The organism is Leptospira noumeaensis (assembly GCF_004770765.1).
In the GTDB taxonomy this organism is placed as follows: Bacteria; Spirochaetota; Leptospiria; order Leptospirales; family Leptospiraceae; genus Leptospira_A; species Leptospira_A noumeaensis.
Window position 1 is genome coordinate 82,454 of record NZ_RQFK01000026.1, and the last position, 22,710, is coordinate 105,163.

A 22,710-nucleotide genomic window follows, 5' to 3' on the forward strand; every position below is an offset into this window, starting at 1 on the left:
AAAACTAGAATTAATCTAAATACAAAGGAGATTATCATGGCCCAAGTAACTCTCAAAGGAAATCCCGTTCCCCTAGAAGGAAACATTCCGCAACCAGGGGACAAAGCTCCTGATTTCCGAGTCGCAAAACAAGATCTAGGTGACTTAACACTCAAAGACTTATCTGGAAAGGTAAAAATTCTCGTTGCAGTTCCCAGTTTGGATACGGCAGTTTGTGCCCTCGAAACTAAAAAGTTCAATGAAAAAGCAGCCAAAGAAAATGGAATCACCACTCTCATTATTTCTGGTGACCTTCCTTTTGCAATGAAACGTTTTTGTTCTACAGAAGGAATTGATTCTGAAAACTTAATCACAGGTTCTCAGTTTAAAGATTTTTCTTTTTCCAAAAATTACGGAACTCATATTGCTGCGGGTCCACTTGCCGGTCTTTCTGCTCGTGCCGTTTTTGTTGTAGATAAAGACGATATCGTAAGATATACAGAACTCGTACCGGAAATAGGTAGCGAACCTAATTACGATACAGTTCTTGCGGAAGCTAAGAAACTCGTTTAGTCAACTCATGGATTTGGCAGGGTAGGTTGAAACCATCTGCCAGATCTTTTATCTTTGCCACCAAACCTTCATCAAAACTAAAAAACACAACCTTCCAATCTTCTTCTGCATTAGCGATACATTGTAAAGTGTAACTGAGAGCGGAGTCACGACGTTCCACATCCATATGTCGAAAGGGTTCGTCCAAAAGTAAAAAAGGCAAATTGAATTGTTTTCCAATGCGGAAGGCATATTCCAAACGTAGAACATAAGAAATTTGTTCTTTGGTTCCTGTGGATAGGTTTTGAAAAAGAAAACTGTCACTAGAAGAATCTGTAGTGATTTGGATTTCGTCGGAGAATCCATTCCACTGGATTTGTTTTGTGGGACGTATTCCTTTGATTGCATCCATTCTTGTTTGTAAAGATTTAACAAGAGAGGACATTTTGTCCGTACTTTCACCTTGCATCTCAGAAAATATTTCGGACAACACCTCCAAACTTTGAAAGTTTCTTTCTAAATCATTTTTCCATTTTTCTTTAAGTTCTAAGTTACGTTTGTTTGTTTCCCATTCTTTTTGGGCAGGAACCATTTGTGATTCCAAAACAGCCTTTCCCGTATCTAACTTTTTTTCCAGTTCTACAATACTTCGTTCTAGTTCGCGGATTTTGTCTGAAAGAATTTGGATTTTATTTTCTAATCTTTGTTTGTTAGTTCTATCTTCAGATGAAAAAGTTTTGGAAATTCCTTTTTTCTCTAGGTCTGATACTTTTTCTTTTAGTTTGAGTTTGAGTTCGCCTAAATCGGTGGTTCCCCATTTTTTGGATTCGGTTTTTAAGGATTCCGTTAGGGTTTTTAGTTTTTCTTGTTTCAATCGTATTTGAACATATAGTTCTGAAAGTTCGGATAATGACTGGACTGCCGCCTCTCGCCAAATACCTGCAAGCTCCTTCTCTTTTTCCAAAATAGTTTCACTCATTTTTTTATCTTCTAATCGAAGCCGAGTGATTTCTTCTTCCATAGAAGACAAATTAGAACCAAAACCTTCTGATTCCAATTTTTGTTTTGTGTATTCTCTTTCATACCTTTGGAAACATAAAGACAAGGAATCCATTGTTATGGATTCTGGTTTCCACTCACCCAAAGTTTTTGTTTCCATCTCCCTTACAATGCGGTGGACCATTTCATTCCATTTGGGTTCATCTTTTTCAAGTTTGATTTCTTTGGCTCGGAAGAGAAAAAACAAACCAACACCCAAAAACAAAATGGGAAGAATATAAATCCAACCATCCAGTCCTGAAAATATAGAAAAAATCAAAGAAAAAATTCCGAGAACACCGAATCCGCCCGCCAAACTTCTGTACAATGGATTCCAAATGGTTTTTTGAATCACAGGAGATTCTTCCTGAAACTTTCTCACTGTTTGTTTCCATGTTTCAAAAAATTCAAAATAGGATTCTAATTTTTTAGATTTTTGTTCGATTTGTTTTTTTTGAGCGGAAGACGATTCTAATTTTATCTCTAAATTAGTGAGTCTTTCTTTCGATAAACTTCGTTTTTGTTCGAGTGATTTGATTTCTCCATCCAACTCTTTGGATTTTTGATCCCAACCTGATTTTAGGATTTTCTCTTCTTGTTTGGAACCAGATTCTAACGTTTCCCATTGTAATAGCTGGCCGTACAATCGATCGGCCTCGTTATGTTGTTCGGTTTCTTTTAGTTCAGACAACTCGGATTGCAATTTGTTTTGTTCCGTATTGGCATTCACTAATTCAAGTTTTAATTTTTGGCGTTGTATTTCCAGTTGAGGTAAATCAATAAATTGGGCTGAAATTTTATTTAGGGACATTTCTGATTCGTCAAATTTTTGTTTGGCGGTATTTAATTCAGATAAAGCCAAATTCCAGTCTTTGGCTGACTTTCTATTTCCTGTTTTTGCAAGGAGTTGTTCGACTTGTTCTTTTAATTGGGAAGGGTTATAACCACTATCAAATATTGTTTGTTCGATGGCAGTGACCAGTTCTTTTTCGGATCCCACATCCATATTTCCTTCCCGAATCACAAGGGAATTCAAAAACAAATTGGGTGATAAACTGAGTTTCGAAATCCCTAAATCGGAATTTCTATCGGATTTGTATCGAGAACTCAAAGTAGCGCCAAATTTTGTGGTTCCAACCACTTTCACAAGTGCAGATACTAACGCATCTAAGATGGTTGTTTTTCCCGATTCATTGGGACCTGTAAACACGGTCACTCTATCGATTGGAAATTCTTTTTTAGAAAAAATTCCGAAGTTTTCTATTTTTAATTTCATCGGTTTTTTTTACCTTCTAAGATCAATCGAATCCCGGTGACTCTTGTGTGTTTCCAAAGAATAGGATCCATTTGTTCTTTTCTTTCATTCATCTTATCAAGGAATTGTTTCACAAATTCATTTTCAGAAAGGTGTTGGATGACAGTGATTTGTGATTCATCGGGATCAAATTCCAAAATTCGGAATTTAGATTTCCAATCGCGAAGGGCTGTTTCCTGGAATTTTTGTTTTTCTGTCATCGAATCTACATAACCAAGGAAACGAAATACAATCCAATCTTGTGGACTTGATTCTTTTAGATATGTTTCTATACTCTCTTCCGGTTTTCCTTCTGTATCCAAGGACACTAAAATTTCTCTATATTCACCAGCAGATTTCCAATAAACAGATTCCGTACGAATTGTACTTCCTTCTACATGGATAAAAAACCCGCCTCTTTTTCCAGACTCTCCTTTTCTCCAAACACGAGATGATCCCGCATAACCAACCTCACAATTTCCAACAGTACCTTTTCGTGCACGGTGTAAATGTCCAATGGCAAGATAATCCATACCTAAACTTTGAATTAAATTGGGATCTAAGTATGATCCTCCTTCTTCCTCTTCCTCACTTAGTCCCGTAAAACTCATTCCAGAAACGGTTCCGTGTGCGAGTCCGATCCGAAGTTTTGTTTTTTTTGCAGGTGGAGGAGAAAGTAAAAGTTCAGAATAGTTTTCTTGGTGAGGGATGGATAAAAATTCAATTCCGCTATCTTCAAATAAAAAATAAGGTGTGGTGTCTAAAACTTTTACCTTTGAAGACCAATCATAATCCGCATAACGGTTGTTTTTTCCTTTTTTCTCTAAAATTTCATGATTCCCAGGAAGGAAATAAATGATTCCTGAATAGGAAGATATTTCTTTTAAAAATTCAGAACGCAGTGCTTCTAAATCAGGAAAGGTATTAAAAAGATCTCCACAAAATAGGATACGATCACATTTGGTAGACTCTGCTGTTTGGAGGATTTCTCGTAATACGGAAAGTGAATAATTCTGTTCTTCCGGGGAATTTTTAGAAAGGTGGAGGTCTGAAACTTGTAATAACTTCATATTGTAGCTTAAGGGAGAGTTTACCTCCCCCCTGGGACAAAATAAAGAAATTACGAAAAAAAAGCAAGGGAGCTCTTAAATCAGCCGGTCTTTTTTAAACTCCGCAATTTTATCTTTTGGAAAGCCCAAACCAGCCAAAATCTCTTCTGTATGTTCCCCATGTTCTGGCGGGTCGTTTCTGTAAACAAATGGGGTTTCTGAAAAATGAAACGGAGATCCAAATTGTAAAATTGGACCGTATTTCGGATGGTTTCTTTCTATGACCATACCGCGATCTTTCATATGTGGATCTTCTGAAACTTCCTTCATATTGAGAATAGGAGAAAGACAAGCATCCGTATTGTCAAAGATTGGTTGTAAATCAGAATAGGTTTTGGACTTAAAATAATCGGTTAACTTTTGTTTAATGAGCGGAATGTTTTCTTCGTTCATCGGATGGTCTTTGGTTAAGTTTTCCATTCCTGCTGCCCGTAAAAAAGTTTGGAAGAACATATCTTCTAAGGCACCAAGTGCTACATACCTTCCTTCTTTCGTTTCATAAACATTATAGTTTGGTAATTTACCAGATAGAATATCATTCCCTGCTTCAGGAGATTTTTCCGAAGAAGACAAGATACCACCGTATAACGAAAGAAATTGGAGAGATGCATCCGTCATGGAGATATCAATCCTTTGTCCTTTCCCTGTTTTTTCTCTATAATAAAGAGCGGCAAGGATCGCAGAAAGAGCAGTCAGTGTCCCTCCTCCCACATCTGCCATTTGAAAACCAGCAGGTCTTGGTGGATTTCCCGTTTGGTCAAGTACACCAGAGATGGCTAAGTAGTTCAAATCGTGTCCCGCAAAGTCTACGTATTTTCCCGAGATACCGTAGCCAGAAATTCCACAGTAAATCAACTTAGGAAATTTTTCTTTTAAAACATCATAACCAATTCCCATCTTATCCATTCCATCAGGACGGAAACCTTCTAGTAAAATGTCTGCATCTTCTAAAAGTTTAAAAAGAATATCTTTGGCTTGTTCTCGTTTTAGATTCAGTGTGATCGCTTTTTTATTTCGATTCAACATCATGTACAAAGCGGGATATCCTGTTTTGCCTTTGAACATGGCACGAGACCCATCATAAGCTCTTGGGTTTTCAATTTTGATGACTTCTGCTCCCATATCCGCTAAGTGTTGCGAACAGAGTGGGCCCGGAAGGAGTAAAGATAAGTCGACAACTTTTACACCAGCAAGTGGTCCTTTGGATGGTTGGTTTTGATTTTGGCTCATTTTGTTTTATTGCAGTCCTGGAAATTTTTTTCTGATTAAAGGTATTTTTCTCGTAATATATAGAGGGAGAACCCTAACTGGAACCGATACGAGTACAAAAGGGAATCATGTTCAGAGTCTGTATTTCCAGCATTTTCCTCGTTCTCTCCAGCCTTACAGCCTCTTGCCAATCCATAACACCTTTGAATTTACAGATGTTATTCGGATCTTTTTTTGCTTCTACAACGGGGCAAGGTTCTGTCATTTACGAAGCTCCGAATTTTTTATTTACGAGTGAAAATGGAAAACAAGCAGAATTCACAATTCGTTTGAACATAGAACCAAACAGTTCAGTAAGAATTGGGCCCATCTCTGTCTCTGATCCCACTGAAGGTGTACTTTTATCAGCAACTTATCTGGATTTTACAGAAGATAATTGGGACACACCGCAGAGCGTTCGTTTGGCGGGAGTAGATGATTTAATAGCTGATGGAAATCAAAATTATAGAGTCCAACTAGGAAGTATATTTACAACAGACATACGATTTTCCGGACAAGGACTTCCAGTATTGCTTGTTGTGAATACTGACGATGAATCCTCTGGTGTGGCAGCAAGTCCTACTTTTGGTCTCCTCACATCCGAAACCGGAGAAACGGGAACCATTGCTTATGTTTTACAAACGAGACCTATGCAAGATGTCATCATTCGGAATTTTGTTTCGAGTGATACAACAGAGGCTACCGTTGCAGCAGTAGAACTTGTATTCACACCTAACAACTGGAATGTGCCACAAACCATTATTGTCACCGGTATAGATGATTTTAGTGTGGATGAAAGTACTTTTCAAATTTCAGCAGATCCCACAGTTTCCAATGATCCCGCTTATATGGGAAAACCGATTCCTGTCATTACAGGAACCAATGTGGATGATGATATTGCAGGGTTTACTGTTGTCAATTTATCTGGACTCACAACCACCGAAGCCGGTGGAGCGGTAAGTTTTGCAGTTGTCATGAATACTCTGCCTACAAGTTCAGTAACCATTCCTTCCATCGTAGCCACGCCGAGTTCGGAAGGAACAGCATCCCCTTCTTCTCTTACCTTTGCGCCGGGGACATGGTTTACTCCTCAAATTGTTACTGTGACTGGAGTGAACGATTTTATAGTAGATGGCCCGAAAACGGTTTCCATTGTTGTTGGTGCTGCCACTTCAGCGGATACAGATTACAATGGTTTGGCGGGCCCGGTATTTCCTTCGGTGACTAACTCAGATGATGATGTTCCTGGTTTCGTTCTTACGGCGCCAGGTAGTTTGACCATTTCAGAAAATGGAGGGAATCTTTCCTTTGCCATCCATCTTTTGTCCCAACCACCTCCAGGATTTACAGTCACACTCACAGGAATTTCAGAAAACAATACGATCACAAATATCAATACCACGAGCCTAGTTTTTACGAATGCTAATTGGAACGTAGACCAATATGTCAACGTGACCACAAATAACAATTCCATCGATGAAGACACAAGAACTGTTACCTTACAGTTTGGATCTGTGGATACAGGTGGGACTGCCGATCCTGTGTATAACTCAGTATCACCGCCGGCATCTGTAACCATTTTGGTCACAGATGATGACACGGCAGGTTTTACTGTCACACCCGTTGGTGGACTTGTGGTGCATGAAAATGGAACCCCTTCGACTGAAACCTTTACCGTTGTTTTAAATTCACAACCCACAAACTCTGTCAGTATCCCAAGCATCACATCGAGTAATACTTCTGAAATTACCGTTTCTCCCAATTCCTTAAACTTCACCACTGGGAATTGGAACACACCGCAGACTGTCACCATCACATCCGTGTTAGATGGAACTGACGATGGAGATCAAAATGTAAACATCTCTTTCGGAAATTCATCCTCTTCGGACCCCAAGTACAACTCTGTATCCATTCCTGCCGTCACCGCGATCAATACAGATAGTAATGAACCATTGGTTCGTATTCAAAATCTTTCGGCATCTTCCATGGTTGAAAATGGAACGTCTACCATCACATTTGAAATTAGACTTTCCTTAAAACCAAATTCCAATGTTACCATTGGGCCCATCACTTCCTCCGATGGAACAGAAGCAGTGTTACTTAATAGTTCCGCAGGAGTTGCCGCTTCTCGCACACTTACCTTTACACCAACGAATGGCCAAGCCGCTAGTTATTCCGGCAATACCAGTGATAGTGGATGGGATGTGGCTCAAGTTGTGACCATTCGTTCTGTTTCCGATTCCTTTGATGATGGAAATATTCCTGTTACCATTCATATCCCCCAAGCAAATGGTTCTTATTTTACAGGGCTTTATCCTACTGGAACTCTTCCTGGGTATACAGAAGCTAGCGGTAATTTGGTGATCACCATCACCGACAACGATACAGTTGGTTTTACCATTTCATCCACCACACTGAACCTTACCGAAGGGGGAAGTGATGGAACGTTTACGGTTCGTTTGAATGCGGCTCCTTGTGACACTCCTGGGAATTTATCTGCCTGCGCCACGGGATCTGTAACCATTCCGATCTCAGGAGAAACATTTAACTTACCCGACAGTGTGCAGTATACATTTTCACCAACCAGTTTGACATTCAATCAAACCAATTTTTCTACAAATCAAACAGTGACTATTGTTGTTATTAACGACTCTATCAATGAAATTAATATAAGATCTCATACACTCACACTTGGTGCCATCACAGGTTCGGGAACCGATTATGAGGGAATGAATCCACCTGATGTCACAATCAACATTACTGACGATGACAATCCTTCGCCGAGTATCCTATTCACTCTCGATGCAGGACAACCTTACTTCACTACAGAGTCAGGACAATCGGCGATGTATAGCCTAAGGCTTGGTAGTCAACCCATTCCAGGAAACCAAGTCACAGTTACCTTGGCTACCTCCGATGCCACAGAAGGGATGATTAATGATGGAGGAACACCCGTTAGTTCTAAACAGTATATCTTTGATGAAACGAATTGGAGTACATCCGTTCCTGTGGAAATTCAAGGAGTTTCCGATGCCTTAAGTGATGGCAATGTGAGTTATTCGGTGACTGTCAATGGAACAGAAACAGGATCGATGCCTTCCTGGTATGTAAGTTTTGTGGGAAGTACAGGAACCACGGCCACACTTGTCAACTATAGCACATCGGAAAATCCAGTGACTGTGGTCACACCAATCAGTATGACGAGGGCCGAAAACTCTGCTGCCTTCCCTATTTATGTCCTTCTCAGCCAAGCACCTACAGACGATGTCACAGTTCCCATTTCGGTAACAACAACCTTTCCTTGCCAATTGATTGTGGCCCCAAGTGTTCCCCAATTTTCGATCTCAACAAATTCACTCACCATCACCAGTGCCAATTGGAATACCCTCGGAGCCCATAACACAATCACCGTGACACCTAACGATGATGCAGTGGATGATGGGAATGTATCTTGTCCGATTGTTGTAGGAGTTCTGTCTTCCACCGATGGATTTTATAATGGAGTGAATCCGTATCCATCTTCCAATTATCCAATGCTCACATTGAATGATAATGATAGTGCGGGAATCACAAGTTCTGGGTTTACTCCAGCCACTGTCATTACTTCACAATCAGGTGCGTCTTCTGCGTTCTATATCCATTTGGATTCACAACCCACAACAGACATCACAGTAAACTTTAATACAACTCCTGGTGGACTTGTGAGTTTTCCCACGGCCCCTCTTACCTTCACCCCAAGTAATTTTGGTTCGGGCCAACTGGTCACGGTGACGGGCCTTGATACGGCCGCTGTGGGTGATGTAAGTTATACAATTGCTTCCGTGGTCAGCTCAGGAGAATCGGGTACAGGATTTACACCTTCGGCTATTTATAGTGCCCTCACCCCTCTTTCCATCTCAGCCACTCATATCAATTATATTTATGATATAGTTCCTTGCACTGATCCGAATCCAATGAATGTTTGCGGAACATCGGCCAATAGTTCCGGGGGACTCGTCACATCACCTAACTTAATCACAACGGAAATCGGCGGCCAGGCTCGTATCCAAATTCGTTTGCGTGCTAGGCCATCCTCAAATGTCACCATACCTGTTTCCAGTTCCAATGTCGCTGAAGGAACCAGTTCCGTTTCTAGTTTGGTTTTTACTTCCAGTGATTGGAATACTTATCAAAACGTAGTCCTCACGGGAGTGGATGATTTCCTGACCGATGGAAATATGGCTTATTCGATTTTATTTGGATCTCTTAGCGGAGGAGGGAGTGGATTCAACGGTGAATCTTTGCCAAATGTATCTGTTACGAATCAAGACAATGATTGATTTGGATCATACAAAGCAAGTGAACGGAAGGCAGTGCCAATGATCCAACTACTGCACATATCCTTGTTTCTTTAAAATCTCCAAAGCATCGGTTCCTAATTCTTGTTTGGAAGAATAGGATTTTTTTTGGCCACCTTCTTTCCAAAAATAAACTTTTGTTTGGGGAGTGATGACTGGTTTCTTTGTTCCTGATTCATATAACAAATCACAGTTGGACTGACAAGATGCCAAACTGACACCAAAATATCCTGTCAAAATTTCTGACTTGGGAATTTGTTTTTTTGAAAACCAGACTGTAAATTCCGGAAAACTCACATCGGGATACACTTCAAAACTAATTTCAAAGGGTTCTGTTCGTTTGGTTTGGATTTGCACAAGTTTGCCTGATTCTTTCAAAAAAACATCCTCTGGGTAAGAGGCCATTCGAATGGTTCCATTTGGTACCCTAATTTGAACTTCTGTATCCTTAGATTCTGGTTGGATGGAAAGATGATATAACGGCAGTTTGGGTTCCATAGAACGAATTTGTTTCCAAAACCGAAGGATTTTCTTTTCCAAATCAGGTTTTAGTTTCATATCCCTTATGGCAGCAATATTCGAAATTCTTAATGGACTTTCTTGGTTCGGATCTTTTGTAGCATCCGAGTACAAATAAAACTCACTTCCTACAGAACCTTGCCAAAACTTTCCCAGTTCATGAAACCGGTAAGACCTTTGTAAAAGGAACTCATGTCCTTCCCCATACCCTTGTGTGAACCTTGTCTCACCATAATACGTTCGTTTGGTGGACTCCCTATTTTCGATCAAAGACCGAAGTGATTTACCTTGAACAAATTTTGGAACGGTTAACCCGGCATAATCCAAAATCGTTGGATATAAATCAATCGACCTTGTCATTGCAGAAATTGTTTGTCCCTTCCTCTCACCAGGAAGTTTGAGGAGGAGTGGCACATGGATGTTTTCCAAAAACAGATCTTGTCCATGTCCATAATAGGTATTGGTTCCCGTAAAAGGAGAAATAGCGTGAGCGGCATTCATCACCTCACCATGGTCAGCTGTGATGAGGACAAGTGTATTCTCCCAAAGATTTTTGTTTTTTAGTTCCAGAAACACTTTTCCAAGTTCCTCATCGACAAAGGCAACTTCCCCAAGATAATCTCTTTTCTTTTCATCCAATACTTCATCTGTATGGATCCGATTTGTAAATCCAGGTGGTGGAGTGTATGGTTTGTGTGGGTCGTTATAATTCAAAAATAGAAAAAATGGTTTTTTATCTTTCGAAATTTCTTCCAACACTTCGAATGTTTTTTTAGTAATTTTTTTTGTGTCTTCGCTATAATTAGAAAAGTCGTATAACTGATCAAAGCCGACATCCACTCCAAGACCAAATTTATCTGTTAAAAATGGATTGTTCCCCACCATATAAGTGCCAAAAACATTTTCTTTGAGTAGTTTCGGTAAGGGATGTTTTTCCGTCCGATAGAAGGCTTCTACCTCAGATTTTGTTGTAGGGTAATCCCAAAAATTAACCGGATTGGCAGAAGCATATTTACCTGTAAAAAATACAAGTGTGGACGGCCTAGTCCAAGCGGCATTCACCAAATGATACTTAAAAGTAACGGCATTTCCCGCAAACAAATCTAAGTTAGGTGTCACTCCATATCGACCGATGATATCACCGCGAAGCGAATCAATGACAATCCAAAGAACATTGGGACGTTTTGTTCTGTCGGGGAGAACAGATTCAGGCCCAGCATCTGAACCTGTTTTTTTACAAAGGGAAAAAGAAAGAAAACAGAATAGAAAAAATAAAGTTTTTAGTTTTATGGAAACAGATTCTAGTTTCAAGATTTACGACTTAACGTCAAACATTTGCAAGGCGGTAAGCCAAACACCAATCAATATAAATGCAATCCCCAACCACTGTGTTAAATTCAACCTTTCCTTAAAAAAAAGCGAAGAGGCAATGAGAACAATGATAAATCCACTAGAAGTAAACACAGGATACGCAAGTGAAAGTTTCAAACCTTTCCCCAAAACATAGCGATAACCCAGTAAGGCCAAACCAAAACTTGCAAGCCCACCGATGAAGTATGGGTTAAACACCGTAAAGATTGTATCCCAAAGTCCACCTGACAATGATTTTGTATGATCTTGCATAGAAGAAGATTTGATTAAAATATTAGCTAAGGCATTGAAGAATACGGCTATACAGAAGAAGAGGATGACCTGGAATTGCATGGGATAGAGACAAAATCCGATCTAAATCGGGAAGGGTCAAATAGAAAAATGAAACAAAAATCCTTTCGATTCAGAAACTGGGAATGTGCTTATTTAGATTCGGAAACTCCGGGTCCCATTCTCGTTTTCTGTCATGCTAACGGCTATAGTGCTGGCTGTTACAATTATTACTTTCAATTATTATCCAAACACTACCGAGTCATCGCTCCCGATTTTTTGGGACATGGACGTTCTGAGTTTAGTTTAAAATTTAATAACTGGAATGTGTTCCGAGACCAAATCCTCGCACTTCTCGATCATGAATCCATCACCAAAACAAATATCATCGGTCATTCACTAGGTGGTGCCTCATCACTTTTAGCCGCTGCCAAAGAACCTTCCCGTTTTGAAAAAGTTTTAGCCATGGATCCCGTCATCTTAGGTTGGAAACTCATCCTCCTTTCTAAATTTTTAGAAAACCCTTTGGCAAAAGGTGCCAAAAAAAGAAGGACTCATTTCAAATCGATTGAGCTTGTTAGGCGGTCGTTCCGAAAATTTCCCGCCTTTGCCAACTTCGAACCTTCCATCTTCGAAGATTATCTAAACTCTTGTTTCGTCAGCACTGGCCACGACACAGAAGTCAAACTTTGTTGTGATCCAAAAGTGGAAGCAAGGATCTTTGGACATGCCCACTTCCATGTCTTTAAAAACTTTTATGGTATCAAAACCGAAAACCATATCGCCATTCCAGAAAAATTCGAAGTCTGTAGCCCGAAGTATGCCCACCTCCTCGCAAAAAAACATCCTAAGTCCGATGTCACCATCTTCCCCGGCTTCACACATTTTTTTCCCTTCGAAAGACCAAAGGAAACTTGGGACTGGATGCGGCAATGTTTGGAGATAAAAGAAGATTGAGATAGGCTTTGATAAGATAGGAGAATGGGGCGCCTCGAATTGGTTAGGTGGATTAAAATCCTAAACTGAAACGACCGCGCTTTCCGCTCCAATCTTTCCTACGGAAAGGATTTCCGCTGCAATCGCTGGCGCGGGTAGGGAATAATTACTTGATTATGAGACTTACCTCTTCTTGTAAACGATAGGAGAATACAATGACAATAAGTAATATCTTAGAGCATTTTCTATTCTACAGGAAATTCAGTTTTATTTGTGAAACATCGTTCTACAATTTTAGTAAATACTTATTAGATCATACGGAAACTTGGTCAAACTTTAGGATTTTCTCTTTATCTCATCATCCGTTTGAAGGTTATTCCTTTGGTGATTCTTTTACGCTAAGAAGAATGTCAATATTTTCAAACAAAACAAATTCAGAAATCAAAGGAATTGTTCATATAAACAATCAAAACTCTTTAACTATCGATATAAAACTAAGGCCCAACTGGCTGTTGCAATTATTTTTGGTAAGTATCTTATTAATCGATATATATTCTCTGACTATAAACATCCTTGCGGTGTTTCATTTTTTTCCTTTCGACCAATCCAGCAAAATACTTTTTCTCCAGAATGTTACTTTGATTCCATTAAACCTAGTTCTAATATTAAATTATATATGGTTTCAATATGATTTTGCTGTTACAATGACAAAGTTTAATTATTATTTTCCAGAGAAATTCAATCTAAAGCGTTCTGAGTGAAATATCTATAAACAAAAAATACTAATGATTAAAACGAATAGGAACCAAAAGAAGTCTAATTGGAAAGCCTTGGTAAAGATAAACAATAATGAAACAGATTTATCCTGATTTATGGCAGACCAGCGTAGAACATCCGTTTGTAGGCGTTAGTTCCCATGCCTACCTTTTGATTCAAAGCACAGGCAACATCCTTTTTTACAACGCTAGTTTACGCGAAGAGTATACTCGAATTAAAGATTTAGGTGGAATTGCATTCCAATATCTAAGTCATAGAGATGAAGTAAGCCCAGCATTATCTGAGATCAAAGAAGTATTTGGCTCAAAACTTTGTTGCCACCGACTGGAAGAACAAGCTGTCGAAAAAGAAGCATCAGTAGACTACTTATTCGAAAAAAGAGAAATCTTATTTGGCAGCATCGAAGTCATACCAACGCCCGGCCACACTGATGGAAGTATGTGTTTCCTTGTAAATTCTGCTTTTGGAAAAAGATACCTCTTCACAGGTGACACAATCTATATGAATAATGGCATTTGGGAATCTCAATATGCAAGAGGTTCAACATCAGATCTCAAAAACAGCCTTGAACTTTTGCGAGATATTGGATCTGCGGTTATCATCTCAAGCGCTTCCATAGGTGCAGATTCATTCAAAGAGGTTTCTGCAGAGAGCTGGCGATCTGATGTCAACAATGTCCTTCGGACTTTATACTAACAATTAGGACGTTTGCAAACTTGACACCCATAACCTTCTGACTTACGATGTCATATCCCCCCTCCCCCTAAATATTAATCGCCTCACCTAACACCGCCGCAGCACTTTCCATAATTCCTTCCGATAGTGTTGGATGGGCATGAATGGTATTGGCAAGTTCCCTTACCGTAATTTCCATATTGGCACCTAGTGTTAGTTCTGCGATCATCTCAGTGGCACCACTCCCAATGATATGGGCTCCTAAAATTTCCCCATGTTTTTTATCTGAAACAATTTTCACCATTCCGGTTGTGTCCCCTTGGGCCTGGGCACGACCGCTTGCCGTGAAAGGAAATTTACCAACTGTGATTTCATATCCCATTGCTTTTGCTTTTTCTTCTGTAAGGCCAACACTTGCCACTTCTGGATGGCAGTACGTACATCCCGGAATATAAGAATAGTTGAGTTTTGCAATTTGTAAGTGGTGAGGGTTTCCAAGTCGCACAGAAATATCTTCTGCCGCACGAATCCCTTCGGCACTGGCCACATGAGCAAGAGAAGGTGTGGGAATACAATCCCCAATGGCATAAATATGATCCACAGTAGAACGGTAGTTCCCTACAAAATCCACAAATCCATTTTTTAGTTTGATTCCAATTTCATCTAAACCAATATTTCCAGTGTTAGGTGTTATTCCCACTCCAACAATCACCTTATCAAAGTTTAACTTTTCTTTTTTTGCGGATTTACGATCTTGTAAAGTAAGTTCCACTCCCGCATCTGTAACGGAAGCTGTTTCCACCCCAAAACTCAAATACTGTTCAATCCCTCGTTTTTTAAAACTTCGTTCCAAGATTCCAGAAATTTCTAAATCTTCATTGGGAAGGAGATGGTCTTGGAATTCAATGATGGAAACCTTGGAACCCATACTTGCATAAAAGTCAGCAAACTCCACTCCAATCGCACCCGCCCCAATGATGGCAAGGTTAGGAATGACTTTTGGTTCGATCATGGCATCTCTAGCAGATAACACACGTTTGCCGTCAAATGGTAAAAAAGGGAGGGCTTTGTTTTTGGCTCCCACAGCTAAAATATAAAAATCGGCAGTATAGGTGGAAACCTCTCCGGAACTTGGCTTCACTTGGATGGTTTTGGAATTAAGAAAACTAGCATCTCCATTCACCACGGTGATTTTGTTTTTCTTCATCAGAAACTCAACACCTTTGGCCATTTGGTCTGCCACAGACCGAGAACGTTTGATCACAGCATCGAAGTCAGCTTTGATATTATCGCAAGAAAGTCCGAATCTAGCCGCATGTTTTAAATGTTCCAAAACATGAGCACTTTCTAACAGGGCTTTGGTGGGAATACAACCCCAGTTCAAACACACTCCGCCGAGTTTTTCACGTTCCACAATACAAGTTTGTAATCCTAATTGTGCAGCTCGGATGGCAGCGACATAACCGCCGGGCCCTCCTCCAATGACGATGACTTGGAAATGGTTTGGACTAGACATAGGTTCTCCCGATAGATTGGGATACCGTACAAAAAAAAGAAAGTCAAGACCTCTTTTTGGCTACGATGAGCATCCTTGCGCCGGTTTTTATATATTTTTCACCGTCGTAGTTGCTATAAACATGGAGAACATCAAACTTATTATCGTCTAAGAAATTTCGAACTTGTGGGAAATGAAAGACTCGCATGGTATGTTTGTCTTTTAAATCCTTTTGATTTAGATTATATACATAATTCACTTCCACAATCGCAATATCGTCTGCTCTTGTTAAACGAAAACCTCGGTTCCGACGAATGGATGTTGCCCCTTGGCGCACATTACTCACAGTAGTGATTGGTTTACGTTTGATACGGTGAATGGGATCCGCATTCCATATTTCCAAAATCAAAAGGCCAGCTTGTTTTAAGTTTTTGTGACAATTCCGCAAAAAATTTTGAACCAAATCATCATTGATGAGATAATTAAAAGTTCCATACAAACAAATGACTGAGTCTACCGGTTGTTTGGCGACGTATGCTTCCATTTTCCCCAGTTCGAATTGGCAATGAGGAAATCTAACTTTAGCAATTTCAAGCATCCGAGGCGAACCATCTACACCGAGTGGTTTAAAACCCATTCCCTGGAGTTCTTTGATATGTTCCCCAGTCCCACAACCAATGTCTAAAACTGTATGTATTTTATGTCGCTTAAATGTATCCCGAAGGAAAAGGATCTCTTCCGAAAACTTGCGGCTTGCTTCTTCGATGGTAAAATAGTATTCGGCCAATTCGGAATAGAGTTTCATTTGCCCCTAGCGGAAAGGGAAAATCAGTTCAGCGAATCCCCATTTTACCCGTTATATTAAGTAACGGCTAAGTCATCATGAAACGATATACAATTCCCACAATTTTTTTTGTCGTTGGAGCCATCCTCCAATATACAATTTATTTTTCCTGGGTGAGTTTTACCTTACTCACCGTTTCTTGTTTGTTACTTGCTTTATTTTTATATAGTTTGGATTTTCAAAAACAGGAATCCATTGAGAAACAAAACCTAGGACCCGGCACAAATTTAGGTTCCGATCTTTCTCCACAATCCGATGTAGTATTTGATACAAATACATCACTTCCAACAGAATCTTCCAACGCGGAACCTGAAACAAAACCAAAAGAAATCCTTTGGAAAAAAGATCCCATCTTACTTGCTCGGGAATCAGTTCATTTAGAAGAAAGGTCTTTGTTTTCTGAAACAGTAAAAGAATTCCCATTTCCCTTTTTAACAGACAAAGTCACTTCCATCCAATACTTTTACTATGATGGAAAAGAGTTTAAGGAATGTTATTGGCAAAAAGTAGGGATGATGGTGGAAACCGATGACAATCCTGTAGAATGGGAAGAATATGAAGAAGGAAAAATTAGAGAACTCCTACCTGCAATTTCATTCGACAAACGGAAGTTATACATTCCACTCACAATGAATGCACATTTATTTGGGTTTTTATGTTTTTCTACAAAAGAATCTTGGAACGAATCGGACATCCAATCCTTCTGGGAGAAATCAACCACCATCTCAGAAAAAATTATGGCCAAAAAAGAATACTTCAAAGTGACGAAACATCCTGTTTCCAAACTTTTTAATATATCTCATTTTTATGGGATGGCAAAATCAGAATTTGAATCCCAAGGTAAAGTTACGCTCATTTTATTCAAATTCATTGATACCAACTTCCAATCAGAGATTGCCATTGGTTTGAACTTACTCGGGAAACAAAATGCAGTTCTTGGTTTAGGTTTGTACCAACTGGAAGACAATGTTTACGCGAGTATGATTTCCAATGATAGACTTGATGATTTTACCGAATTTTTCAAACAATTCATCGAAGAACTCGATAGTTTAGGATATCCTTCCGAAGTCGCCATTGGATATTCAAACAAGTCCATTCCAGGTATCAAATTTGATGTTTGGATCAAAACAGCGTACAAATCCTTGGAAGAGAGTATCCTTTACCACGCCGCATAAATGGATCCACTCATTGATGAAAAGTTTATCCTAACTGTTTCGCAAGTATTACCGGAACATTTTCAAAAAACTCTATTAGTTTTTGCGGAACGAGAAGCCTATGGCCCTTCTAAAAATGAAGGGTTATGTTTTGAAAATTGTACTCTGGTTGAATTTGTAGGTGATATCAATGGGAAAGTATATCTTGCCTTGGATGGATATACAAAACTAAAACTCCTTCCTAAAATTGCCAAAGCCTTCCAAATTGATCCCACTTCTCGTTCCCACTCAGCATCTATCATGATGGAATTTGCAAACCAGATCGCTGGGAAATTAATTACGGAGATGCGGCTTGGTCGTTACGAAATTGATATTTTACCTCCAGAAAATTTAAATCATAAACTAGTTCCGATTTCCTTAGAACACTTTCGACAGTACATTCTTATCTTCAATCTCAAAGATAGAAGAGGTGAAGAGTATATGGGTAGGTTGTATTTGATTTTATTGTTGGAAAAATTTCCCACTCCCAAAAACTAAAACCGAAATGAATCCTTATGTTTTGGGAATCCCACTCGTTTTGAGTTACGCAGGGCTTAAACAAAAAAAATCTCTCGAACGTAAAGAACTACAATTGCCAGGCACTGGCCGAAGAGTGTTCCATTTTTACCCGACAGACAAAAATCCAGAAACGTTACCTGGTGTTTACATCCAACATGGAATGAGCGCCATGGGCATTGACGATCCAAGGATTGTAGAACTTGCAGAAAACATAGCCAATTCCAATTTTAGTGTCATTTTACCCGAACTTCCGGAAGTAAAAGGGCTTCGCATCGAAAAAAACTCCATAACCCATATCCAAGATTTAATGATGGAAATCCATTCCACCAAACAACTATTTGATGGAAATAACTTAGGATATCTCTCAGCCAGTTTTTCTGGAGGAATGGGTCTCATTGCCGCATCCAAATCCAATACAAGAAACAAAATCAAAACTTCCATGGCCATCGGTGCTTATTGCGATTTTTTAGATACAGTCCCTTTCGTTTTTTCAAATTATGAAATCGATCCGTACGCAGTGTACGTGATCCTTTACAATTTTATCCATCGTTTTGAACCAACACTTGCCGAAGAATTACAACCAGTGTATTACGAAGCGGCACTTGACAATGGACTGAAGCGAAAAGGAAACGAGGCACTGGCGGAAACTCTTCTCAGTCGCACCTCCACTCGTGCTAAAGATTTTTTTTCTGAGGTGGGGGCCGATGGAAATTTCAGGAAAGAACTAGCAAACCGAGTTCTGGACACTGTTCCGAAAAACCTACCGGAACATCTTTCCCCGTTTTACCAATTGGAAACCTTAGGCGGTCCCGTTTCCCTCCTTCACGGAAAAACAGACCCGGTCATTTCCCCAGAGGAATCGGAAAAACTCACCCGACTCTTCCAAAAAAAGCAGATTCCTTATGTCTACCGCAGCTCTACTGCCCTCACCCATGGGGATAGCCTTCCCCTGCACTCTCAAATTTTTGGGGTTCCGGCCCTCCTCCAGACCTTTGGAAGTTTTCTATATTGGCTCGGCCGATAGAATTTGTCGTTTCTCCTAAGAAACCTGCCGATAATCATTACAGAATGGACGTAAAAAATGCACCGGACTTCAATCCGGAACGGGGACTGAAAATCCAAATCTCCGAGGATCGACTGACAGCAACTTTGGTGGCTAAACCAATTTGGTTGTTAGGTGGTTCGATGAGCAACATATTGATTTATGAAGCACTAGACAATGCGTCCATTCATAGGGATCGGATTTTGATGAAAGAGGTTGATAAAGCCGCCATCGAAATTGATAAAATTTTAAAAGATCCCACTAAGGTAAAAGAAGATTTTAATTTTGTAGTCGCACAAGGAAATCCCGCCAAACAAGGCGAAAGTGGTTGGATCAAATTTTATTTCCCCAGGGCACAACGTGTTGTGTTAAAAGACGACGGATCCGCAGATTATAGAAACATTAATAAATACGTCCACGTCAAAGAAGGTGAAAGACTAGCCACTTTGTTTGAAGGAGTTGCCGGAGAACAAGGAATAGATGTATTAGGGAATCCAATTTACCCTAATCCTATTGACAGACCTAGGCTCACCTTAGGAAAAAACGTCCTTCCAAAAACCATCGACGATCCAGAAAAACCAGGAAGACAACTAAAAGAATATTTTGCATCCTTAAGTGGAGTTGTATTTTCAACGGACAACTCTCTTACCGTATCCCCAGAGTTAAATATTGAAAGTAACATTGGACTTGGAACGGGAAACATCAATTTTGAAGGAACCATCCGTGTCAAAGGAACCATCGAAGAAGGTGCTGTTGTCAAATGCCAAGGATCTCTTTATTTGGATGGGAACGTAGAATCTTCTGATGTCATCGTAGGTGAAGATTTAGAAGTCAAAGGTGGAGTTAAATCCAAAGGAAAAGGTGTCATCCGTATCAAGGGTGATCTTCGTACCAAATTCATTGAAAACGGAAACCTTGAAATCGATGGAGATTGTATTGTAGAGAATTTTATTTTAGGAAGTAAAATCCTTTGTTTGGGAAATATCATTCTAACAGGTGAATCCTCTTCCATCATTGGATCAGACTTAGTTTCCTACGAAGGAATCACAGTATCTTCTCTTGGATCCACAGCACAAATGGACACCGTTGTCGAAGTTGGATTTCATTATAGAAATGACCGTTTGTTTACAGAAGGTAGCTCAAAACTTGCGGAGTTTGAAAGAGAATTAGAAGCCCTTGTTCCTGAAATCCAAAAGATCAAAGAAGTGGTACAAAGGTCTCGTGGAAAAATTGATGATGCCAGAAAAGAAAAGTTCAAAGAAATCTTTGATGCGTATCAGAAAAAAAGTAAAACCGTAGAACTATTAAAATCAAAAATTGAAGAACTGAAAGGGGCTCGTTATAACCAGGACAATGTAAAGGTTGTGGTTCGTAACACGGCTCATCCTGGTGCTGTCATCAAGTACAGGAGACAAGTGGAAAAAATCACCAAAGCCCAAACCTCTTTTGTAATGAATTTTTTCCCCAACCAGGAAAAAGCAATGTTAACGGCTTTTAAAGGCAAATAACCTTACAACGATTATAGTTTTAACCCAAGTTTTTTTAATTTGGGAAAAATCACATAATGACAGTAGGGATTTTGCGGATTCAAACTGAAATAGTTTTGGTGGTAATCTTCCGCTGGATAAAACTCCGGTGCCGGTGAAATTTCTGTCACAATCGGATCTGGAAACATAAACGCATGTTTTCGTTTGGACTCCACTGCTAATTCTTTTTGTTTTTCATTCAAATAGAATATCACAGAACGGTATTGTGTCCCTACATCATTTCCTTGTCTGTTAAGAGTTGTGGGATCATGAGAGGCCCAAAAGATTTCTAAAATCTTGGAATAAGTAATGATCTCTGGATCAAACTCAATCTCGATGACCTCGGCATGACCCGTAGTCCCTGTGCAGATTTCTTTGTATGTTGGATTTTTGGTTTGTCCACCAGCATATCCCGATTTTACAGAAACAATCCCAGGAATTCTAAGATAAACTGCTTCCGTACACCAAAAACATCCACCACCTAAAATTATTTTTTCCGTCATACAGACTTTAGACGAAGAGAAATCTCTTCTGGTTCAAAACATCCGAATTCAGTAATAAAGTTTTTGATTAAATGAGCTTTTGTTACATCAAAAGAAGGATTCAATGCCCTTGCTCCCACGGGGGAAGTTTTCCCTTCGGGAAATAAATACTTTCCGTTTTCGGATTTCAAAAAATCAAACTGAGTGACTTCTGATTCTTTACGCATTTCGATGGGAATTTCTACACCCGTTTTTAAATTGAGGTCAAAACTATCTTTTGTGGCGCAAACATAAAATGGCACACCATGTTCTTTGGCAACAATCCCCAAATTATAAGTTCCAATTTTATTCGCAGTATCTCCATTGGCAGCAACGCGGTCGCAACCAACAAGGACGGCATCAATTTTTCTGTGGTTCATCAGCCACCCACTCATTCCATCGGTAATGATATAACATTCGATTCCTTCTTCCATCATCTCAAAAGCGGTAAGTCTTGAACCTTGTAAAAATGGTCTTGTTTCATCTGCATAAACAACCACCTTCTTCCCCGCATCACGTAAACTCCGGATGACACCGAGCGCCGTTCCATGCCCGGCTGTTGCCAGTGCTCCGGTATTACAATGAGTGATGATATGAAATTCGGATTGGTCTTTCGGAAAAAGTGAGGCTCCGTTAGCACCAAGAGTTTTATTGGCAGCCAAATCTTCTTCCATCATTTTTAGGCCGTAATTTTCCCAAATTTTTGTTACCTCATTCCAATTTGTAACACCGTGTATTAATTTTTTTGCTTCCCGAATGGCAAAACTTAAATTAACGGCCGTTGGGCGAGATTCTAAAATGGAAGAAAGTAAAAATTCTATGTCTTTTGGATGGGCAACACCCATTCTTGATTTGGCACCGAGAGTTAGTCCAAAAACTCCGGTGATGGCAATGGCAGGTGCTCCCCTAACAGCCATTTCTCGGATTGCGGAAATTGTTTCTTCCGCTGTGGTTAATTTTAAAAATTCCTTTTTCCCTGGGAGAATTCGTTGGTCGAGAAGTTCTAAATGTGTGGATTTCCACTGGATGGGCAAAAATTCCGGGTGAGGCATCTATCCATTTTTTTGGTGCGTTGCAGGAAAAAAATACAAAAACAGGTTGACAGATTCCTGTGCACCGCACAAAAAGGGATAGTGCATCGCACAAAACAAGAACCGAAAAAGGGGAAATGAAAATGGAACAACAAGTAAAAGACGGATTAAACTTCATCCTAGGCGCAGTAAACACAGCAAAAATCGAAGCTGAAAAAGCTTTTTCTGATATCAACTCTGGTTTCCAAAACCTAGCTGCTAAAGGTGCTCAAGACCAAAGCGAAGTTTCTGTAAATCTTAGAAAGTACCTTCAAGAAGGAATTTCTCAAGTAGAAACTATCATTGGAAAAGCAAACACTGTTGTAGCTGATGCAAAAGCAAAAGTAGCAACTGTTACATCTAAAGCTTAATCAATTTCAATTTTAATAAAAACC

The 22,710-nt window shown here is 39.6% G+C and carries 18 protein-coding genes; 9 read left to right on the forward strand and 9 right to left on the reverse strand.

The annotated features are described in order from the left end of the window. Positions 1 to 36 precede the first annotated feature (36 nt). Positions 37 to 552 (forward strand): thiol peroxidase, encoded by a 516-nt coding sequence (gene tpx / locus EHQ24_RS08560; RefSeq protein ID WP_135601254.1) that lies wholly within the window; start codon positions 37 to 39, stop codon positions 550 to 552. On the opposite strand, the gene EHQ24_RS08565 is transcribed toward tpx, so the two are convergent. From EHQ24_RS08565 to EHQ24_RS08575, 3 genes are all read right to left on the reverse strand, one after another. Then, a complete protein-coding gene (locus EHQ24_RS08565) occupies positions 536 to 2,845 on the reverse strand; it encodes an ATP-binding protein (protein ID WP_135601255.1) in 2,310 nt (769 codons plus the stop codon). The two genes, tpx and EHQ24_RS08565, sit on opposite strands and share 17 nt — an antisense overlap. Further along, positions 2,842 to 3,933: a metallophosphoesterase family protein gene (locus EHQ24_RS08570; protein ID WP_135601256.1), complete on the reverse strand. Its 1,092-nt coding sequence runs from the start codon at positions 3,931 to 3,933 to the stop codon at positions 2,842 to 2,844. Before EHQ24_RS08570 ends, EHQ24_RS08565 begins: the two co-directional genes overlap by 4 nt. Before the next feature lie 75 nt (positions 3,934 to 4,008). Further along, positions 4,009 to 5,202 carry a CaiB/BaiF CoA transferase family protein gene (locus EHQ24_RS08575; protein ID WP_135601257.1) on the reverse strand — a complete coding sequence of 398 codons (1,194 nt, stop codon included), beginning with the start codon at positions 5,200 to 5,202 and terminating at the stop codon, positions 4,009 to 4,011. A 107-nt stretch (positions 5,203 to 5,309) separates the two neighbouring features. On the opposite strand from EHQ24_RS08575, the gene EHQ24_RS08580 reads away from it, so the two are divergent. Then, positions 5,310 to 9,539, forward strand: a complete 4,230-nt coding sequence (locus tag EHQ24_RS08580; RefSeq protein ID WP_244310352.1) for a beta strand repeat-containing protein — start codon at positions 5,310 to 5,312, stop codon at positions 9,537 to 9,539. Positions 9,540 to 9,587: 48 nt separating this feature from the next. On the opposite strand, the gene EHQ24_RS08585 is transcribed toward EHQ24_RS08580, so the two are convergent. Both EHQ24_RS08585 and EHQ24_RS08590 read right to left on the reverse strand, forming a co-directional pair. Next, on the reverse strand, positions 9,588 to 11,387 hold the full coding sequence (locus EHQ24_RS08585) for a sulfatase (protein ID WP_135601259.1): 1,800 nt from the start codon (positions 11,385 to 11,387) through the stop codon (positions 9,588 to 9,590). A 3-nt stretch (positions 11,388 to 11,390) separates the two neighbouring features. Next, positions 11,391 to 11,780: a DMT family transporter gene (locus EHQ24_RS08590; protein ID WP_135601260.1), complete on the reverse strand. Its 390-nt coding sequence runs from the start codon at positions 11,778 to 11,780 to the stop codon at positions 11,391 to 11,393. Between EHQ24_RS08590 and EHQ24_RS08595 the strand changes: the two genes are divergently transcribed. Continuing rightward, complete coding sequence (locus EHQ24_RS08595) at positions 11,775 to 12,674, forward strand: alpha/beta fold hydrolase (protein ID WP_135601261.1); 900 nt, start codon at positions 11,775 to 11,777, stop codon at positions 12,672 to 12,674. The genes EHQ24_RS08590 and EHQ24_RS08595 overlap by 6 nt on opposite strands. 828 nt (positions 12,675 to 13,502) lie before the next feature. Beyond that, positions 13,503 to 14,126, forward strand: a complete 624-nt coding sequence (locus tag EHQ24_RS08600) for an MBL fold metallo-hydrolase (RefSeq protein WP_135601262.1) — start codon at positions 13,503 to 13,505, stop codon at positions 14,124 to 14,126. Positions 14,127 to 14,193: 67 nt separating this feature from the next. On the opposite strand, the gene lpdA is transcribed toward EHQ24_RS08600, so the two are convergent. Next, positions 14,194 to 15,621 carry a dihydrolipoyl dehydrogenase gene (gene lpdA, locus EHQ24_RS08605; RefSeq protein WP_135601263.1) on the reverse strand — a complete coding sequence of 476 codons (1,428 nt, stop codon included), beginning with the start codon at positions 15,619 to 15,621 and terminating at the stop codon, positions 14,194 to 14,196. A gap of 43 nt (positions 15,622 to 15,664) precedes the next feature. Then, positions 15,665 to 16,405 carry a class I SAM-dependent DNA methyltransferase gene (locus EHQ24_RS08610; RefSeq protein WP_135601264.1) on the reverse strand — a complete coding sequence of 247 codons (741 nt, stop codon included), beginning with the start codon at positions 16,403 to 16,405 and terminating at the stop codon, positions 15,665 to 15,667. A gap of 77 nt (positions 16,406 to 16,482) precedes the next feature. Here EHQ24_RS08610 and EHQ24_RS08615 point away from each other — a divergent pair, with 77 nt between their 5' ends. The 4 genes from EHQ24_RS08615 to EHQ24_RS08630 are packed head-to-tail and all read left to right on the forward strand — an operon-like array spanning position 16,483 to position 20,706. Then, positions 16,483 to 17,619 carry a hypothetical protein gene (locus EHQ24_RS08615; protein WP_135601265.1) on the forward strand — a complete coding sequence of 379 codons (1,137 nt, stop codon included), beginning with the start codon at positions 16,483 to 16,485 and terminating at the stop codon, positions 17,617 to 17,619. Next, on the forward strand, positions 17,620 to 18,135 hold the full coding sequence (locus EHQ24_RS08620; protein WP_135601266.1) for a chemotaxis protein CheX: 516 nt from the start codon (positions 17,620 to 17,622) through the stop codon (positions 18,133 to 18,135). Between the two features lie 7 nt (positions 18,136 to 18,142). After that, positions 18,143 to 19,180: an alpha/beta hydrolase gene (locus EHQ24_RS08625; protein WP_135601267.1), complete on the forward strand. Its 1,038-nt coding sequence runs from the start codon at positions 18,143 to 18,145 to the stop codon at positions 19,178 to 19,180. Between the two features lie 44 nt (positions 19,181 to 19,224). Beyond that, positions 19,225 to 20,706 (forward strand): DUF342 domain-containing protein, encoded by a 1,482-nt coding sequence (locus EHQ24_RS08630; protein ID WP_135601268.1) that lies wholly within the window; start codon positions 19,225 to 19,227, stop codon positions 20,704 to 20,706. Between the two features lie 11 nt (positions 20,707 to 20,717). Here the strand turns inward: EHQ24_RS08630 and msrA are convergent, their stop codons facing one another. Together msrA and mtnA are read right to left on the reverse strand one after the other, a co-directional pair. After that, positions 20,718 to 21,227, reverse strand: a complete 510-nt coding sequence (gene msrA, locus EHQ24_RS08635; protein ID WP_135601269.1) for a peptide-methionine (S)-S-oxide reductase MsrA — start codon at positions 21,225 to 21,227, stop codon at positions 20,718 to 20,720. Then, positions 21,224 to 22,297: an S-methyl-5-thioribose-1-phosphate isomerase gene (gene mtnA / locus EHQ24_RS08640; RefSeq protein ID WP_135601270.1), complete on the reverse strand. Its 1,074-nt coding sequence runs from the start codon at positions 22,295 to 22,297 to the stop codon at positions 21,224 to 21,226. Before mtnA ends, msrA begins: the two co-directional genes overlap by 4 nt. Positions 22,298 to 22,419: 122 nt before the next feature. Here mtnA and EHQ24_RS08645 point away from each other — a divergent pair, with 122 nt between their 5' ends. After that, positions 22,420 to 22,686: a sigma-54 down-regulated protein gene (locus EHQ24_RS08645; protein WP_135583055.1), complete on the forward strand. Its 267-nt coding sequence runs from the start codon at positions 22,420 to 22,422 to the stop codon at positions 22,684 to 22,686. Positions 22,687 to 22,710 lie beyond the last annotated feature (24 nt).

Bases quoted from the DNA above. Each gene is read 5' to 3' on its own strand.
- EHQ24_RS08575 (WP_135601257.1), bottom strand. From the start codon at position 5,202: ATGAGCCAAAATCAAAACCAACCATCCAAAGGACCACTTGCTGGTGTA.
- tpx (WP_135601254.1), top strand. From the start codon at position 37: ATGGCCCAAGTAACTCTCAAAGGAAATCCCGTTCCCCTAGAAGGAAAC.
- lpdA (WP_135601263.1), bottom strand. From the start codon at position 15,621: ATGTCTAGTCCAAACCATTTCCAAGTCATCGTCATTGGAGGAGGGCCC.
- EHQ24_RS08610 (WP_135601264.1), bottom strand. From the start codon at position 16,405: ATGAAACTCTATTCCGAATTGGCCGAATACTATTTTACCATCGAAGAA.
- mtnA (WP_135601270.1), bottom strand. From the start codon at position 22,297: ATGCCTCACCCGGAATTTTTGCCCATCCAGTGGAAATCCACACATTTA.
- EHQ24_RS08600 (WP_135601262.1), top strand. From the start codon at position 13,503: ATGAAACAGATTTATCCTGATTTATGGCAGACCAGCGTAGAACATCCG.
- EHQ24_RS08630 (WP_135601268.1), top strand. From the start codon at position 19,225: ATGGACGTAAAAAATGCACCGGACTTCAATCCGGAACGGGGACTGAAA.
- msrA (WP_135601269.1), bottom strand. From the start codon at position 21,227: ATGACGGAAAAAATAATTTTAGGTGGTGGATGTTTTTGGTGTACGGAA.
- EHQ24_RS08570 (WP_135601256.1), bottom strand. From the start codon at position 3,933: ATGAAGTTATTACAAGTTTCAGACCTCCACCTTTCTAAAAATTCCCCG.
- EHQ24_RS08565 (WP_135601255.1), bottom strand. From the start codon at position 2,845: ATGAAATTAAAAATAGAAAACTTCGGAATTTTTTCTAAAAAAGAATTT.
- EHQ24_RS08590 (WP_135601260.1), bottom strand. From the start codon at position 11,780: ATGCAATTCCAGGTCATCCTCTTCTTCTGTATAGCCGTATTCTTCAAT.
- EHQ24_RS08645 (WP_135583055.1), top strand. From the start codon at position 22,420: ATGGAACAACAAGTAAAAGACGGATTAAACTTCATCCTAGGCGCAGTA.
- EHQ24_RS08615 (WP_135601265.1), top strand. From the start codon at position 16,483: ATGAAACGATATACAATTCCCACAATTTTTTTTGTCGTTGGAGCCATC.
- EHQ24_RS08625 (WP_135601267.1), top strand. From the start codon at position 18,143: ATGAATCCTTATGTTTTGGGAATCCCACTCGTTTTGAGTTACGCAGGG.
- EHQ24_RS08580 (WP_244310352.1), top strand. From the start codon at position 5,310: ATGTTCAGAGTCTGTATTTCCAGCATTTTCCTCGTTCTCTCCAGCCTT.
- EHQ24_RS08620 (WP_135601266.1), top strand. From the start codon at position 17,620: ATGGATCCACTCATTGATGAAAAGTTTATCCTAACTGTTTCGCAAGTA.